Origin of the sequence: Winogradskyella forsetii (assembly GCF_013394595.1) — a bacterium.
In the GTDB taxonomy this organism is placed as follows: Bacteria; Bacteroidota; Bacteroidia; order Flavobacteriales; family Flavobacteriaceae; genus Winogradskyella; species Winogradskyella forsetii.
The window spans coordinates 3,116,697-3,134,761 of the sequence record NZ_CP053348.1; the positions used below are offsets into that span (position 1 = coordinate 3,116,697).

At 35.1% G+C, this 18,065-nt stretch carries 15 protein-coding genes; 6 read left to right on the forward strand and 9 right to left on the reverse strand.

The window, feature by feature from the left end:
* Nucleotides 1-86: 86 nt before the first annotated feature.
* From HM987_RS13605 to alaS, 7 genes are all read right to left on the reverse strand, one after another.
* On the reverse strand, nt 87-626 hold the full coding sequence (locus HM987_RS13605) for a DUF6252 family protein (protein ID WP_179008597.1): 540 nt from the start codon (nt 624-626) through the stop codon (nt 87-89).
* A 198-nt stretch (nt 627-824) separates the two neighbouring features.
* Entirely contained in the window at nt 825-1,175 is a 351-nt protein-coding gene (locus tag HM987_RS13610; protein ID WP_179008598.1) for a tetratricopeptide repeat protein, read from the reverse strand.
* Between the two features lie 206 nt (nt 1,176-1,381).
* Nucleotides 1,382-2,452, reverse strand: a complete 1,071-nt coding sequence (locus tag HM987_RS13615) for a hypothetical protein (RefSeq protein WP_179008599.1) — start codon at nt 2,450-2,452, stop codon at nt 1,382-1,384.
* A gap of 34 nt (nt 2,453-2,486) precedes the next feature.
* Nucleotides 2,487-3,023 carry a DUF6252 family protein gene (locus tag HM987_RS13620; RefSeq protein WP_179008600.1) on the reverse strand — a complete coding sequence of 179 codons (537 nt, stop codon included), beginning with the start codon at nt 3,021-3,023 and terminating at the stop codon, nt 2,487-2,489.
* 118 nt (nt 3,024-3,141) lie between these two features.
* On the reverse strand, nt 3,142-4,107 hold the full coding sequence (locus tag HM987_RS13625) for a GSCFA domain-containing protein (RefSeq protein WP_179008601.1): 966 nt from the start codon (nt 4,105-4,107) through the stop codon (nt 3,142-3,144).
* A gap of 257 nt (nt 4,108-4,364) precedes the next feature.
* Nucleotides 4,365-4,742, reverse strand: coding sequence for a GxxExxY protein (locus HM987_RS13630; protein WP_179008602.1), 378 nt, complete (start codon nt 4,740-4,742; stop codon nt 4,365-4,367).
* Between the two features lie 148 nt (nt 4,743-4,890).
* The gene (gene alaS, locus HM987_RS13635; protein ID WP_179008603.1) at nt 4,891-7,506 is read right to left on the reverse strand and encodes an alanine--tRNA ligase; all 2,616 of its coding nucleotides are present in this window, start codon (nt 7,504-7,506) and stop codon (nt 4,891-4,893) included.
* Between the two features lie 221 nt (nt 7,507-7,727).
* On the opposite strand from alaS, the gene HM987_RS13640 reads away from it, so the two are divergent.
* From HM987_RS13640 to HM987_RS13660, 5 genes are read left to right on the forward strand one after another with little or no spacing between them, the layout of a single operon-like run.
* Nucleotides 7,728-8,699, forward strand: coding sequence for a M23 family metallopeptidase (locus tag HM987_RS13640; RefSeq protein ID WP_179008604.1), 972 nt, complete (start codon nt 7,728-7,730; stop codon nt 8,697-8,699).
* Nucleotide 8,700: 1 nt separating this feature from the next.
* Nucleotides 8,701-9,030 (forward strand): MerR family transcriptional regulator, encoded by a 330-nt coding sequence (locus tag HM987_RS13645; protein WP_179008605.1) that lies wholly within the window; start codon nt 8,701-8,703, stop codon nt 9,028-9,030.
* An 11-nt stretch (nt 9,031-9,041) separates the two neighbouring features.
* Nucleotides 9,042-9,641: a LemA family protein gene (locus HM987_RS13650; RefSeq protein WP_179008606.1), complete on the forward strand. Its 600-nt coding sequence runs from the start codon at nt 9,042-9,044 to the stop codon at nt 9,639-9,641.
* 9 nt (nt 9,642-9,650) lie between these two features.
* Nucleotides 9,651-10,088 (forward strand): TPM domain-containing protein, encoded by a 438-nt coding sequence (locus HM987_RS13655; RefSeq protein ID WP_179008607.1) that lies wholly within the window; start codon nt 9,651-9,653, stop codon nt 10,086-10,088.
* Nucleotides 10,088-10,909, forward strand: a complete 822-nt coding sequence (locus HM987_RS13660) for a TPM domain-containing protein (protein WP_179008608.1) — start codon at nt 10,088-10,090, stop codon at nt 10,907-10,909. The genes HM987_RS13655 and HM987_RS13660 overlap by 1 nt, the downstream gene beginning before the upstream one ends.
* A 222-nt stretch (nt 10,910-11,131) precedes the next feature.
* Here the strand turns inward: HM987_RS13660 and HM987_RS13665 are convergent, their stop codons facing one another.
* Both HM987_RS13665 and der read right to left on the reverse strand, forming a co-directional pair.
* Complete coding sequence (locus tag HM987_RS13665; protein ID WP_179008609.1) at nt 11,132-13,912, reverse strand: outer membrane beta-barrel protein; 2,781 nt, start codon at nt 13,910-13,912, stop codon at nt 11,132-11,134.
* A gap of 176 nt (nt 13,913-14,088) precedes the next feature.
* On the reverse strand, nt 14,089-15,393 hold the full coding sequence (gene der, locus HM987_RS13670) for a ribosome biogenesis GTPase Der (protein WP_179008610.1): 1,305 nt from the start codon (nt 15,391-15,393) through the stop codon (nt 14,089-14,091).
* Nucleotides 15,394-15,818: 425 nt separating this feature from the next.
* On the opposite strand from der, the gene HM987_RS13675 reads away from it, so the two are divergent.
* A complete protein-coding gene (locus tag HM987_RS13675) occupies nt 15,819-17,885 on the forward strand; it encodes a LysM peptidoglycan-binding domain-containing protein (protein ID WP_179008611.1) in 2,067 nt (688 codons plus the stop codon).
* Nucleotides 17,886-18,065 lie beyond the last annotated feature (180 nt).

Consider the following 18,065-nt stretch of genomic DNA (forward strand, 5'->3'; position numbering starts at 1 on the left):
GAGCCAAAAGAAAAGCTGCATTCTTAACGAATGCAAGCTTCGCTAATTTTTAAATTTGAGTTTTCTGGCCTTTCTTCTAAACTTTCTTAGTTAGTAACTTGCTTCTGTAAATCAAACGACCCATCAGTAATTGTTTTCAAGGACTGATCTCCATTGACATTTTTACAGGTAAATTCAAAAGTCCCTTTGATATTGGTATCTGTTTCCTCTGAAATACTTATAGAGCCCACAGATAAATTCTCATAAGGTGCTTGCCATATTTCTGTGGTGGAATTTTGTGGATTACTTAAATTGACATCGGTTTCAGTATAGGATGCCACATTAACTCCTGTGCTTATTGAACCATCAAAATCATAAGTACCAACGCCATTATAACCGAAAATAGTAAACGAAAAAGCATTGCCATCGCTATTAGTGGCTATGATTGTAAGATTTTGTCCATTATTGGCTAGAGTTGCAGAAGACGAAATCTCCATAGATTGGTAATTTGCACCATCTACACTTGCCACGAGTGTTCCCGAAGGCGCATTGCCTACACTGCCGCCATCGTCGTCTGAAGAACAGGATGTGAATGTTACTAATGAAACTATCATTACAAATAACATGATTTGGTTGAATTTTCTCATTTTTTAATAATTTAAAGATTAATAATGAGACAAATTTGCACAATAAGATAAAGCCAAAACATACGATGAATTGCGTATATTTTTATAACTAATTGATTTTGTTTATTTTAAAACGAAATGTGAGGATGTTTTTTACGTAAATCATCAATTTCTGACTGTAGTTTAGTCAGAAAATCTTGATGTGCTTGCGAAGTTGGATTAAAAGGTCGATGCGCTTTTTTTTGCTTGAATTGAAGTTACCATTTCTGAAGTTTTTAAAGCGTCATCATAATTGCCTCTGTTCCAATTGAACATTCCTAGATTGTTTATGCACATGGACTCTATTTTTTTAAATCCATGTGAACGACTCATCTTTAGTGCCTTTTCAAAATAATAACGCGCCGAATCACTTTTGCCCATGACATCCATATAAATACCATGCGTATTGGTAAGTTCTGTAATCCCAAATTGAAATTGAGCAGTTTCTGCCAATTGCTTACCTTCTTCTATAACCTCAACAGCTTTCGTTAGGTTATTAAAAATATAACCGAAGCCGATTTCATTATACATCCTAATTTTTACAGAATCCTTTTTGGTTTTTTGGCAACAACCAATAAACAATCCAAGTTTTGAGAAAAACTTAAAATTGATAGACTACAAATTATAAAGGTGAGTATTAATTTTTTCATACTTCAGTATAAATAAAAAGACATCAGATACCAAAAACTCAAAATGAATTTGTACCTGATGCTTTTTAACATTGACTCTAATATTAACTACAATTTATATTGATCGAATAAATAATTTAACTGATCTTTAATAAAAGCTTTTCCAGACATATAAAGTGCCTCAGAAAATTGTTCTCCGTCCACCTCAACAAATTTTGCATTTTCAGATATGGAACTTGTCCAACTTGTTACTTTGTACATGTTCCCAACATCGTATGACGTAGCCACATTTCCTTTGTTGTAGGATTGTACTTTTGTATCTTGAATCACTCCCGAAATGCCAATGGGCTTTTTAAGATAGCCTTTCCAAGTTACTTTTTTTAAACCGCTTCCTTGCGCTACAACAAAATCGTTTGGTAAGATATAATAATCCTCTTTTCCTTTTGATTTTCCGTTTTCACTAGGTGCAGATACCGCCTTTTCACCTAAGGCAAGATTGGTTTTAACCTGTGCATTGGCACCACCTAATCCAGCAAACCAACTTCCGCCAGTTTCACTCCAAGTTAGTGCTAAATTTACATCAATTACTATGGCATCATCCAATTGCTTAGAAAGCATGTTGGTATTTCTAACCAACTTACTAGCACCATTAAGACCTGGAAACAGACCACTTTTTTGACTTTTCTTTCCTTCAGCGTTTTTTTCAGAGGTAAAACCACTAAAACTAGTTGGTATAATTTCTAGCATACCCGGATTTGCACTTTCTCTGACCATAGGCCCTTTAAATGCAACTGATTTTCGATAATAATCTACGTCCTTAACTTGGTCACTAGTCATTATTTGAAAACCTTTGGCCTTTAGATCCTCTATAAACTCACTGTAAAGCTGATCTGTTTTTTGCTGAAGCAACTCACCATCTACACCCAACAGACCAAGCGCTGCTTGCGATGTCGCTTCTGCCCTACCTTTTCCTCTAAATTCACGTTTTCCCTTGTAGTCTATATCTTCGCGATATACCTCGACCATAACATTAAAACTATTGATATAGATCTTTTTAGAGGACTTCTTTTTTGGTTTTGTTCCAAAATTATCAACCTTGGTTTTAAATTCACCTAGAGTCTGAGATTGCACTTGTGCTGCACATAGTACAACAGCTAGCGATAATAAAATTTTTTTCATGATTTTTGGGTTAATATTATTAAAATTCAAAAACCTACATCGTTTGCTTCCCTAAATCAAATGAACCGTCAGTAATTGATTTTACGGACTGATCTCCATTAAGATTTTTACAGGTAAATTGAAAAGTTCCTTTGATATTGTTATCAGTTTCCTCTGCAATACTTATAGAGCCCACAGATAAATTCTCGTAAGGTGCTTGCCACACTTCTGTTGTTGAATTTATAGGATTGCTTAAATTCACATCGGTTTCAGTATAGGTTGCCACATTAACTCCTGTGCTGATTGAACCATCAAAATCATAAGTACCTACGCCACTATAACCGAAAATAGTAAACGAAAAAGCATTTCCATCGCTATTAGTGGCTATGATTGTAAGGTTTTGTCCATTATTGGCTAGAGTTGCAGAAGACGAAATCTCCATAGATTGGTAATTTGAGCCATCTACACTTGCTACGAGTGTTCCCGAAGGCGCATTGCCTACACTGCCGCCGTCGTCGTCTGAAGAACATGATGTGAATGTTACTAATGAAACTGTCATTATAAATAACATGATTTGGTTGAATTTTCTCATTTTTTAATAATTTAAAGATTAATAATGAGACAAATTTGCACAATAAGATAAAGCCAGAACATACGATGAATTGCGTATATTTTTACAACTCCTTGATTTAATGTTTTTTAAATGTATTTTAAAAAGAAATATGGGAATATTTTGCGCTCAAATCATCAATATCAGACTGTAGTTTAGTCAGAAAATCTTGATGTGCTTTAGAATTTGGATTAAAAGGACGATGCGCTTTTTTTGCTTGAATTGAAGTTACCATTTCTGAAGTTTTTAAAGCATCATCAGTCAACCAAACGGTTTTAAATTTTTCCCAGATATAATCTATAGCAACCTGATTTGGATGCAACATATCAGCATTGTAAAAACGATAGTCTCTTAATTCATCCATCATGATTTCATACGACGGAAAATAGTAAGATTGACGATTGACAATTGACGATTTTTGATTTAGCAACTCATGCACAGCAGCAATTAAATGCGATTTACTTAATGTATTTTCCACATAACCATCCTTAATGTGCCTTACTGGCGACACCGTAAAAATAAAATTCACATTCGGATTAATATCTCCTACTAAAGTGATAATTGCTTCTATCGATTCGGTAATTTCTTGAACCGAAAGCAACTCTTTTAAAAACTGTTTTTGTGGTAGTTTTTGGCAATTGGCAACAATTTTATCGGACGCGATATACCTATACACCCAACTTGTTCCAAGTGTTATTATAACATGACTTGCACTAATAAGTTGATTGTAAGTCGCATCAATTTGAGCATTAAGCGTTTCTAATAAATTCTCTTTGGAGGCATTATTTAATTTAGAATGCGCATCTAAACAGCTCCATTGTTCATTATGAAAGTGTAAATCGTCTTCAGAATAATAGTCTTTATTTATGGAACGGGTGATAAGGTTTTCAATTGCTATAGGATGGAATAATATTCCGAAAGGGTTGACCTTAGACTGAAACTTATGATGCTCAAACTTGCTTCCTATATTTTCTGAGAAGCATGAACCAATTAAGAGCACTTTAGAGCTATAATCGATTTGATTATGAGGTTGTTTTTTGAGTGTTATTTTGGTTTGTAAATTCATTTTCTCGCAAAGGCGCAAAGACGCAAAGGCTTACTCTTGTACAATAAAAAATGGTTTATTTGAAAAATGGCTTATTATTAATGCTTTTTTCGTTCTGTCTTAATGTGCTTAAGAGATTTTCATTTGAAAGTTAATAATATTTATTCATTTTCTTTATATGAATCGTTTTTTCTCGCAATACCGAAAGTATTCGGCAGCAGAGAAGCAAAGGCTTACTCATGCTCAATAAAAAGGTTTTATATTCAATAATCAAAAAATCAAAGTCCATTGACTATTCTGGTAATTCCTGTTTTGATTAATGGACTATTAAAATTAATTAGTAAACCTAACCTAAGACCTGATAGTTTTAAGTATGTTAATAATTGTTTTGGATGTACAGGATGGATTTCTTGTACCGACTTAATTTCAATAATTACTTTATTCTCGATAATAATATCCGTTCTATATTTTAAATCCAGTAGTTTGCCTCTCCACGTCACAGGTAAAGGCTTTTGTCGTTCGACAATTAATCCTTCATTTTTTAATTCGAGGTACAGAATCTCTTCATAGACAGATTCCAACAATCCTGGCCCAAGTTCAACGTGAATGTGATAACATACGTCAATTACTATTCTGGATATATCGTTTTCTGTCATTCAATATTTATTTTCTCTCAGTACCGATAGTATTTGGCAGCAGTGTCCCAAATGCATACTCGAACACATTATAATTATTTTCCTTACATATTTCCCAACAGTAAAAACGTCACGCTTTGCGTCTTTGCGCCTTTGCGAGCCTTTATTTTTAACTTAAATAATCCTTAGCAGCCGCCAAAGCAGCCTCAATTCCAGAAGGATTCTTACCTCCAGCTGTAGCAAAGAAAGGTTGTCCACCTCCACCACCTTGGATATGCTTGCCTAGTTCCCTAACAATTGTTCCTGCGTTTAGACCTTTACTCGCCACCAATTCTTTTGAGATATAACAGGACAAAATTGCTTTACCATCATTCTCTGCTCCAAATAACAAGAATAGATTATCAAACTGACTGCCCATTTCAAAACAGACATCTTTTATGCCTGAGGCATCCAAATCGAGTTTCTTAGCTAAAAATAGAATACCATTTATTTCGGTTAACTCATTCTTTAGCTCGCCTTTTATATTTTTGGCCTTATCTTTTAGTAAACTTTCAATTTGCTTTTTCAGATCATTATTTTCCTCTTGAAGTTGCTCTAAAGCTTTAACAGGTTCTTTAGCATTATTCAATAAGCCTTTCATTTCGAGATAAGCGGAGTTGTTTTCAGAGAAATAATCTTTAACTGCTTTATTGGTTATGGCTTCAATGCGTCTTATTCCTGCCGCAACTGCACCTTCTGATACAATTTTAAAATGCCAGATGTCAGAAGTATTCTTTACGTGAATTCCACCACACAACTCTATAGATTTTCCAAAACGAATCGTCCGTACTGTATCGCCATATTTCTCTCCGAATAATGCCATCGCACCTTCTTCAATGGCTTTTTCCATCGGAATATTGCGTTGTTCTTCCAATGGTAATTTCCCTTCGATTCGTGCGTTTACAAAATCTTCAATTTCCTGTAACTGTTCTGGTGTGACTTTAGAAAAATGAGAAAAATCGAATCGCAGTGACTTTGGTTTTACCAAGGAACCTTTCTGCTCCACATGATCTCCTAAAATGGTTCTCAAAGCTTGGTGTAATAAATGGGTCGCGGTATGATTGCTAGACGATAAGGCTCTATTTTCGCCACTTACGACTGCTTTAAAACTTTCGTTGAGATGCTCTGGCAAATTTTTAGTAAAATGAATAATGACATTGTTTTCCTTCTTGGTATCTAAAATATAGATCACATCGCCATGCTTATCTTCTAAAAACCCTCTATCTCCTATTTGTCCGCCTCCTTCAGGATAAAATGGTGTCAGGTTGAAAACCAACTGATACATTTCACCATCCTTTTTTGAGGTTACTTTTCTATATCTGGTAATTTTCACATTGGCCTCTAAAGTATCGTAACCAATAAATTCTTCAACATCATCTTCAATTAAAACAGTCCAATCGTCAGTTGAAGTTTCACTTGCTGATCGTGATCTGTCTTTTTGTTTTTGTAATTCCTTATTAAATCCTTTTTCATCTAACTTTAAATTCTTTTCTGATAAAATTAAAGCTGTCAAATCAATAGGAAAACCATAAGTATCATACAACTCAAAAGCCTTTTCGCCAGAAACGGTATCTCCTTTTGTGTCTTCAACAATACGGTTCAGTAATACCAAACCTTGATCCAAAGTTCTTAAAAATGAGGCCTCTTCTTCTTTAATGACGTTTTCAATCAATGCTTTTTGAGCTCTCAATTCAGGGAATGCCTCGCCCATTTTTTTACTCAACACATCCACCAAACGATATATAAATGGTTCTTTTTTATCTAAAAATGTGAATCCATATCTTACTGCTCTACGCAAAATTCTTCGAATGACATAACCAGCACCTGTATTGCTTGGCAATTGCCCATCTGCAATCGAAAATGCAACAGCTCGCACATGATCTGAAATCACACGTATGGCGATATCAATTTCTTCATCATTCCCATATTTCTGATTAGTAATGGTTTCTATTTCCCGAATAATCGGCATAAAAACATCGGTGTCATAATTACTTTGAACACCTTGCAAAACCATACACAAACGTTCAAATCCCATTCCTGTATCGATATGCTTATTTGGCAAAGGTTCTAATGATTTATTCGCTTTACGGTTGTATTGCATAAAGACCAAATTCCATACTTCAACCACATGTGGATGATCCCTATTAATTAAGGTCTTTCCATCAATCTTTGCTTTTTCTTCAGCCGAACGAATATCCACATGGATTTCACTACAAGGGCCACAAGGACCTTGATCGCCCATTTCCCAGAAATTGTCCTTTTTATTACCTTTTAAAATACGATCTTCAGAAATATACTGCTTCCAAATATCATAAGCTTCGGTATCCATTTCAAGTTGATCGCCATCATCACTACCTTCAAAAACGGTCACATATAAGATATCCTTGTCTATACCATAAACTTCAGTCAGTAATTCCCAAGCCCAAGCAATAGCTTCCTTCTTAAAGTAATCGCCAAAACTCCAATTGCCCAACATTTCAAAAAGGGTGTGGTGGTAGGTATCGTATCCTACTTCCTCTAAATCATTGTGCTTACCAGAAACCCGTAAACATTTCTGTGAATCTGCAATTCTATTCTTTTTTGGTTCTGCATTTCCTAAAAAATACTCTTTAAATGGTGCCATTCCAGAATTAACAAACATTAAGGTTGGGTCATCCTTCAATACCATTGGCGCAGAAGGCACAATAAGATGTTGTTTTTCTTCAAAGAAATTTAAAAATTTAGAACGGATGTCTTGAGACTTCATATACTGAAATTAGAGCTTGTTATTAATTAATTATCAAAAATGCAAAACAATTTTTTATCTTTACTCACCAATCTCTTAATTTCGATTTTGGTGTTCGTAGACCTACAAATTAATTACAATAAATTATAATGTAATATTATTTTTGTAGGTTTGGACGTTAGGCTAATAAAAGTCGCTTGCTTTGTGCGCTTATGAGCTGCAAAAATAGTATAAATTCAAACATGGCTAAAGTAAAATATTATTATGATTCCGAAACGCTTTCTTACCGTAAGATACAGCGTAAAAAAAGAACAACTTTTAAGTATGTAACCGTCTTTTTAACGGCTGCAGCACTTTTTGGATTTCTGTCGTTCTTCATTGCCAGTCAATATATAGAGTCGCCAAAAGAACGTCAGATGGCAAGGGAATTGCAAAATATGGAGTTGCAATACGAATTGATCAATAAACGTATGGACGATGCCATTGCTGCACTGGAAAATGTTGAAGAACGGGACAATGCCATTTACAGACTTTATTTTGAAGCCAATCCTATCCCTACAGAACAACGGCGCGCAGGATTTGGCGGTGTTAACCGTTATAAAAAATATGAAGGGTTTGACAATTCTCAACTCATTGCAGAAAGTAACAAGCGCTTGGATATTTTGGAAAAAGCAATAGTGGTACAATCCAAATCTTTGGATGAAATTGCCAAACTTGCCGAAGACAAAGAGAAATTTTTAGAAGCCATCCCTGCGATTCAACCCATAAGCAATGTGAATATGACACGTATGGCATCGGGTTATGGTTACCGAACCGATCCGTTTACTAAAGTGCGGAAATTTCATTTTGGTATGGATTTTACGGCACCACGTGGTACGCCAATTTATGCCTCTGGAGACGGCGTAGTAAAACGAGCCGATAATGGATCTACGGGCTATGGCAACCATATTCGAATCGATCATGGTTATGGCTATATTTCTTTATATGCCCATTTATACAAGTACAACGTCAAAGTAAATCAGCGTGTTAAGCGTGGCGATTTAATAGGCTATGTTGGTAGTACAGGACGCTCTGAAGCACCGCATTTACATTACGAAGTTTTTAAGGATGGTGAACGTATTAATCCCATTAACTTCTATTACGGTAACTTATCAGCCGAAGAATACGATATATTGCTGAAAAAAGCGTCATTAGAAAACCAATCCTTAGATTAAGATGCATATAGAACTACCGGAAAAACGATATTATGGCATTGGCGAAGTTGCTAAAGCTTTTAAGGTAAATGCGTCCTTAATTCGATTTTGGGAAAAGGAATTCGATGCTTTAAAGCCAAAGAAGAATGCTAAAGGCAATCGAAAATTCACACCAGAGGATATTAAGAATCTCAAATTCATATACCATTTGGTAAAAGAACGTGGGTTTACCCTTGAAGGCGCCAAAACACATCTTAAGGAGGAAAAGAAACAGGCCTTGAATAAATTTGAAATCATCGAAAAACTCGAAAGCATAAAAGCTCAACTAACAAAAATCAAAACACAACTTTAAACTAAACTATCATGAAAAAATGGCTAATTCCAGTTATAATTATTGCACTCTTAGGATTTGCAATTTACCAATGGGCTGTAGGATTTAACAATACTGCGGTTGAATATGAGGCTAATGCAAAAACCGCTTGGTCTAATGTTGAAAGCTCCTATCAAAGGCGAAATGATTTAATTGGTAACTTAGTTAAAACGGTTCAAGGCGCAGCAGATTTTGAAAGAAACACTTTAAGGGAAGTTATTGAGGCTAGAGCCAAAGCAACATCTACGACGATAGATGCTAGTAATTTAACAGCAGAAAATATGTCGCAATTTCAACAAGCCCAAAGTGGACTGAGTGGCGCATTATCTAAGCTTTTGGTATCTGTTGAACGCTATCCGGAATTAAAAGCCAATCAGAATTTTTTAGAACTTCAGAGTCAATTAGAAGGTACCGAAAACCGTATTAATGTGGCTAGGGATCGTTATAACGAAAAAGTAAACACCTACGATATCTATATATCAAAATTCCCAGGCTCCGTACTTGCTGGCTGGTTTGGTTTTGAAGAAATGCCAAGATATAAAGCAGATCCTGGAGGTGAAAATGCGCCAGATGTTGATTTCGACTTTAACTAAAACCACATTATGCCAAATATTGAGAATTTCTTAACTTCAAAAGAAGAAGCGGAAATTGTTGAAGCGATTAGAATTGCTGAATGTGATACCTCAGGAGAAATTCGTGTACATATAGAACAGAAATGTGATATTGATGTTTACGAACATGCGCTAGAGGTCTTTCATATTTTAAAAATGGACAACACCTTGCAAAGAAATGGTGTTTTAATTTATGTCGCTGTGGACAATAAATCCTTTGTGATTTTTGGCGATCAAGGCATTAACAATATTGTAGGTGCCGACTTCTGGAATTCCACGCGTGATAAAATTTCCGCCCAATTCAAAGCCGGTAATTTTAAAGAAGGTTTAATTGATGGTATCAAAGAAGCAGGGAAAGTTTTGTCCCAATACTTCCCTTGGCATCATCATGATAAAGATGAACTAGATAATACAATTTCAAAAGGTTAATGCTCCAAACGAAAAACATAGTGTTTCGATTTTTATTACTTCTATTATTAGCAAGTCCATTTGTTGGATGGGCTCAATTTGACATTCCAGAAAAACCAGAATTTCAAACTAGTGTTTACGACGGTATCAATTTACTTTCAGCAACACAGAAAAACAATTTAGAACAAAAACTTATACGCTATTCCGATTCGACTTCAACACAAATAGTCATTGCTACCATAAGTTCTACCAAAGGTGAATACATCAATTATTTGGGTGCACAATGGGCAGAAGCTTGGGGAATTGGACAAGCAGACAAAGACAATGGTATTTTTATTTTATTGGCGCGAGACGACCGTAAAATTGGTATTAGCACAGGTAAAGGCATTGAGCATTTGCTTACCGACGCCTTAAGTAAGCGCATCATCAACAATGATATCATTCCTTATTTCAAACAAAATGATTATTACGGAGGGCTCAATCGTGCAACAGATGCCATTTTTGAAGTGATGACTGGAGAATACCAAGGCACACGACAAACCGAAAGTGAATTTCCTTTTGAAGTTCTGTTTTTCTTATTTGTAATTTTCGTCATATTTATCATAGCCATTTCTAAAAGTCGAGGTGGCAGAGGTGGCGGCAATAGAGGAAACCGTTCGGACAGTAGAAGTATTCTCGAAGCTATTATTTTAAGTAATATGGGACGCGGAAGTTATTCTAGAGGGTCTTCTTCTGGTGGCTTTGGAGGTTTTGGAGGCGGCTCTTCTGGTGGAGGAGGCGGTTTCGGCGGAGGCTTCGGTGGCGGAAGTTTCGGTGGTGGTGGTGCTTCTGGAGGATGGTAATACTCCTGGTATTCAGAACATTTTCCCAAAGGAAAAAACTTTAGTTTTCAGTCGCGGGATTCAGTATTCAGTATTCAGTATTCAGTGTAAAGTGTAAAGTATAATCTTCAATTTTTCGAAATTCTGAACTCTGAACTTTGAACTCTGAACTTTGAACTCTGAACTCTGAACTCTGAACTTTGAACTTTGAACTTTGAACTTTGAACTCTAAACTAAAAAAAATCAATCAAAAAAGATAATATCGCCATCACTCGTATTCCCTTTACTTCCCAAACTATTAAACTTATAGCTTAAACTGAGCATAAAATACTGCCTTAAAACGGTACTTTGCCTATCTTCAATATAATCTTGTGTGGCAATTCGTCTGGCATTGGTGTTTTGATTTAATAAATCATAAACCTTCAATGTTATAATGGCTTTTTCATTAAAGAGGCTATAAGCTAATGTAGCATTCCAAAACCACGCACTTTTTTGAAAACCGTCTGCGACATTCGGATTGTAATTAAAATTAATATCGTTTCGCCATTCTAAATTTTTAGGCAAAAAGGTTGCGGTTCTCAATCCTGCACTATGACTTGTAAATTCACGATCTTCGAAGGCAGCGATATCATAAGCATTTGTAGTCAATTGTAACTGATAATAAGGTTTAAACTCCATAACCTTAGTCCAAATAAAATCGACACCTATTCTTGGAGAAATCGTTCTTACTTGACTCGCATATTTTATTTCATTGTTAAAGTTAATCCGTTCAGAAAAATTATAGCGTCCTGTTAACCTTAATTTTAGAGTTCTTAGTGTATCCAATTTTATGTCCTTCGTATAATTTGCTGAAAAACCATAATTGTAGTTACCATCAACATTTTCATAAGTTGTGGTCCGCTTTAATGTTTCTGGATCCACGACAGTTTTAGAAATGACTTGATTGTTTATAATGTTTACATCTGCATTGGCATAAAAACCGGTACGCTTTTGCCAATCAAATCCGTTGTAACCAGCATAAAAACTATGTTGGTTTGAAGGTTCTAAATTTGGATTACCTATCACCGTTCGCAAGGGATTGGACACATCTGTAAAAGCCTGTAATTGCCTTAAACCCGGTGGATTATTACCTAATCTATAATTAGCGTAGAGCGATGCTTTGGGACTGAATCTATAATTGATTCTAGCATTGGCTTGCATATTTTCAAACTTACGCTCTACATTAAACTGTGGTCTTAATAAATCTTCATTCTTTAAGGTACGCATGTTATAGGCCAAATTGACGCGTGTAGATAATTTTTCACCACGATAAGTTAGCCCAAAGGTTGGAATACTTTGAACATCTAAATATTGAAAATCCGTACTTAAATCACTATTAAAATTGCTAAAATCTTGTGTGTTGTCATTAAAATCAAACGTACTTTCGGTATTGTTATCCTTATCTCGGGCATATTCATATTCAAAATTCAAAAAGAACTTTTTGGCAATTATTGGCATCCTATAGGTGAATTCTGTGGACAATCCATAACTGTTATTGTCACCGTCTGTAAACTGGTTACGATCAATAATTTCAGCATTTGACCCAAATACTTCGGTATCTGAATTTAAAAAATCGTCACTTTCTCGTTGGTTGACATCCGTCTCCAACTCTACCCTAACAAATCCTCCTTTGTTTCCAAAACGCTTGGTTGCAGATAATTGATTCGAAAAGCGCTTGGCAAAACTTTCTACATTAGAATTGACTTCAGATACATTGGTTAGCACCATCGCTTCATTCAAAGTTTCTTCATTACTTGAAAACTGCGTTCTTGATTTTGAATAACTGAATGACGGTTGGATACTTATTTGAAATGTAGAATCTGTTTCAATCTCAAATTCCAAATTCGTGGAATGACTCTCCGTATCACTATCTGTTGTTGAAGTTGAGTTGGTAAAAAAACGTGAGTCTGCCAAAATAGTTTCACGTTGCAATGATGATTGATCTTCAGAATTACTTGATGCGTAAAAATAATCGGCAGAAATATCGGTGTTATCACCAATGACGTCGGCATAATTCATACCTGCATTCTGTGAGGTTGTGATGCCCGATCCACCACCAAAAGATCGACCACCCAAAGCAAATGAGCCATTACTATTAAAGGACACTCCACCTCCTCTGCCAAACATTTTAGAAATTTCACCAAAACTAAAACCTGGTGAATTAGTGTTGTTTCCGCCTGCTAAAACGCTCACACGCCTATCATTGTCAAAAAAGTTGACCATACCAGCAAATTCGTATCGTTCGTCTGTTCCAGCACCAGCAGAAACGCGTCCGAAAACACCTTTGTTGTTTTCCTCTTTTATGGTAAGATTAATGGTTTTATTTTCTTTATCTCCTTCTTCACCCGTAAAGGCTTCCGATTTTGTTTTAGTATCCACAACCTGGATTTTTTCAATAAGATCTTTGGTTAAATTCTTGGTTGTAATCGTAGGGTCGTTACCAAAAAACGGTTTCCCATTAACTAGAATTTTATTTACTGGTTTTCCATTAACAGTAATGTTGCCCTCTTCATCGACTTCAACTCCTGGCAATTGTTTGAGTAGATCTTCTACATTGGCATCTTTTTTAGTTTTAAAGGATTTAACGTTGAATTCTAAGGTGTCTTTTTTAATCGTTATTGGAGCTGTAGATTTTACCAAAACTTCATCAAGTAAATTATCCAATTGCATTTTAATTGTACTTAACTCAATCTTCTCCCTATCAATTGCTATTTTTTTTAAGTAGGTTTTGTAACCGATGTAAGAAATATAAAAATTCAAACTTTTATCATAGGTTGAACTTTCAATTTTAAACTTTCCGTCCTTATCAGAAATAGTATAAGAAACTACAGTACTATCTTTTAAACGTTCTAGATAAACTGTTGCGGACTCGATCGGTGCGCTATTGTCCTCTGAAATAAGGGTTCCGGTAATTTCGAATGATTTTTCTTGGGCAAATGAATATAATGCAAATAGTAATGCAAAAACTAGCAATAGTTTCTTCATGACAATGGATTGATGAATAGCGTTTTCAAAAATAAAACGTCAGTAAAGTAAAAATCGTATGAAATTTCTTAAAATTACCTAATAAACTCTTGAACAGTATTTAACTTGATACAAATGTTAATTCGCACCAATTCTTATTTAACCATACGCAAAAGCACATCAACTTACAAAAAAGACTACTTTTTCCGCATATAAACACTTACCGGAACGCCTGTAAAATCGAATTGATCCCGTAATTTATTTTCCAAGAAACGTTTATACGGCTCTTTTACATATTGTGGTAAATTACAGAAAAATGCGAATTGCGGTTGCGGAGTTGGCAATTGCATGATGTATTTTATTTTTACAAACTTCCCTTTATAAGCTGGAGGTGGTTGATGCTCTATTATGGGCAACAAGGTTTCATTGAGCACACTTGTTTTTATTCGTTTGGTTCTGTTATTGTAAACCTCGACCGCTGTTTCAATAGCTTTAAAGATACGTTGCTTATTTAATACAGAAATAAATACAATAGGTACATCTGTAAATGGTGCGATTTCTTGTCTTATATGTTTTTCAAATTCTTTGGCTGTTTTCGTTTCTTTTTCGACTAAATCCCACTTATTAACCAAAATCACAATGCCTTTTCGGTTACGCTCTGCCAACCAAAAAATGTTCTGCACTTGACCATCAAAACCACGCGTAGCATCTAACACCAGCATACAAACATCACAATGTTCTATAGCCCTCACACTTCGCATTACAGAATAAAATTCCAGATCTTCCTTTACCTTAGATTTACGACGAATACCAGCAGTATCCACCAAATTGAATTCAAATCCAAAACGATTATATTTAGTATCAATAGAATCCCGTGTGGTACCTGTAATATCAGTTACGATGTAGCGCTCCTCTCCTATTAATGCATTGATGAATGACGATTTTCCAGCGTTTGGTCTTCCAACTACAGCGAATCGAGGCAATTCATCTTCTTCAACCTCCTCCTTTTCCGGTAAGGCCTCAACTACGGCATCCAACAGATCTCCTGTACCACTTCCGTTGATACTTGCAATAGCAAAATACTCTCCTAAGCCAAGCGAATAAAACTCAACTGCATCTTCTAAGCGCTTATTATTATCAACCTTATTAACGACTAAAAAAACCGGCTTTTTTACTTTTCGAAGGAGTTGCGCAACATCTTCGTCCATTCCAGTAACGCCAGATTCCACATCTACCATAAAAATTATAGCATCAGCTTCATCTATGGCCAATTCTACTTGTTTGTCTATTTCGGCTTCAAAAACATCATCACTTCCAACCACATAACCACCAGTATCTATCAAAGAGAATTCTTTACCATTCCAATCCGTTTTGCCATAGTGACGATCTCGTGTAACACCACTCACAGCATCAACGATTGCTTCACGTCTTTTAATAAGACGGTTAAAAAATGTCGATTTCCCTACGTTTGGACGACCTACCACAGCGACTATATTGCTCATTTCATTTAATTTTAATGAGGACAAAGATACTATATACTTACTGAACTCATCTCGACTTTTTATTTTACCTGCAAAATTCACATGAGCACATAAAACTTGGCAAACAATTAAATCTAAAAAACACCAAAAAAACATTAAGTAATACGAAGAAAACTATTGTTAACATCCTGTTGATAACAAGTATTGAATTCAGGTATTAAGCGCATATTTTTAGTAATTTTATTGCGTGCATAGAATTAAGATTTTATGTACAACTTGTTGTGAACACTAACGAAAAATTATTCCAAGAAACAGCCCCTTTCTTGGAAGCTTTTATTGGTATTGACAAAATATATTGTATTTGAATACTTGCGTCAAATACCAATTATCATAATTAAATATTTTAAAAAAGAATGGGGAAATTTTTTACGCTAATTATAGTTTTGATGATAAGCTCTCAACTTTTAATAGCTCAAGAGAACTATTTTGACCATACCATCCAAAAAGGTGAAAATGTTTATATGATTGCAAGACGATATAATGTGAGTCCAAAGGCCATCTTCGAACTAAACCCAGGTTCCAGAGACGTCATTTATGCTGGCAGAACTTTGCGAATTCCCACTGCAAATCCATCAACAGGAAATACTATAATTAACGATAACCAAGTCCGTAACTATGAAGTAAAGCGTGGTGAAACAAAATCTGGACTTTCCAGACGTTTTGGCGTTAGCATTGCCATGCTAGAACAACAGAATCCGCATATTGTAAGAATGCTTCAAGCCGGTCATATAATTAATTTGGATAAAACCATAACAGAAGAAGCTCGTGTAGCTAAAGCGGGCGAACACATTGTAATAAAAGGCGAAACACTTTGGGGAATTGCTAGGGAAAATGGCATTAGCGTTGCTCAACTTGAAGCTGCAAACGCAGGTCGATTATCAGAATTTTTACAAATCGGACAGACTTTAACCATTCCCGATAAGGACTATGAAGTTGTAGATGATGGTGAGTATTTGGTAAAACGTGGTGATACTAAGTTTAGATTGGCAAAGCAATTTAACATGACCATCGCTCAACTTGAAGAAAAAAACCCACATATCAAAGAATTGTTGATGGCTGGCCATATCCTTGATGTAGACAATTCATCTGGAAGTACGGTTGCAAATTCTGAGGAAGAATCGTCTAACTCAGATAATTCTGAAAATGTTTTATCGGAAGGAGATTACAATGATTATGTGATCCAACCAAAGGAAACACTGTATGGCTTAGCAAGAAAGGCTGGTATGACGATTGAAGCATTCACAACTTTAAATCCAAAATTATTGGTTTCCGTAAATACTGGTGACGTCATAAAAATGCCAAAAAATATGTCTCAAACTGTTGAAAACACCAACGTTACAGATAACAATACTCAAAACACCATAGAAAAAACAGATAGCAACAAAAACCAAGTGCTATTTGATAATTTAGTTACTGAAACAGCCAATGGGATTTACTTTTACACACCATTTTCTAGTGAAGAATTGAGTTCTCCCGAAGAGAGAGATAACATGGTAGGTGTAAATGCCGACTTTCAAAAATATATAGATTTTTTCCAAGGTGCCCAAATTGCTATTGATTCGGCAAAAGCTTTAAACTTAAATTTTGATGTCACTTTAATCAAAAAGAACATTGCTAGAACTCAACTGGCAATTGAAAGTCCAAATAAGAAAAACGCAATTCTTGTTCCGTTTTTGGACAATGCCTCACATTACCCAAAATTTGAATCAAACGAAGCGCTTTCCGTTATAGGTATTGAGTCTAATATTAACCCTAATGACAGCTTAAAAGTATACAAATCCATTCCTTCAGAGAATTTTCAAAAAACAAAAACATTAAACTATTTAGCAAAACAAAATGCCAATGTCGTTGTGGTCAGTGATCTTGACGAAGCCAGAAATAAGAATTTAATACTGAATACTATTCCGGAAGCTAAATTTTTAAAAGTGGATAAGGCAGGATTTTTTCAGGAGGATGATTTAAACAATGCACTAAGTAAAAACCAATTAAATTATATCGTTTTAGATAGCGATAAAACAATTATTCTACTCAATTCCACGACTGCTTTAATGGGCAAACTATCAGATCATAATATTCAATTGGTAATGCTAAAGTCGTCTTTACTACCTAATCAGAATGAAGTTTCAGACATGAGGTATCGTGTATTAAAACTTATATTCCCAGCCATTACAGATCCAAGAAATAGAAAAGGGGTTGACGATTTTATAACTAATTACGAAAATATATTTGACAAAAAACCATCAAGGTTTGCCGAATTGGGCTTTGATGTTACCTTCGACACCTTACTAAGATTGTCTCAAAACTCATCCTTTGAAAACACAGTAAACACAATTGTTTCAGAACATCCACACTTAAAATTTGATTATCAAAAAATAAATGACTTTAGTTATTCTAATTCAGGCATTCATTTAATGCAATATAATTCAAATGAAGGCATGATAGAACTGGAATAATACGTATAAAAGTCTAAAAAAATAAATGTATAAAACTGTTATATTTTAATTTTGCTATGTAAATGCTATTTACATATATTTGTTTCCCCCATAATCTGACAAATTAGCAAGACAACGGTTTTATTTTGAACTTGCTGTTCTTAATCCATGGCATCGATTTCAACAAAAAGTAATTGTTAT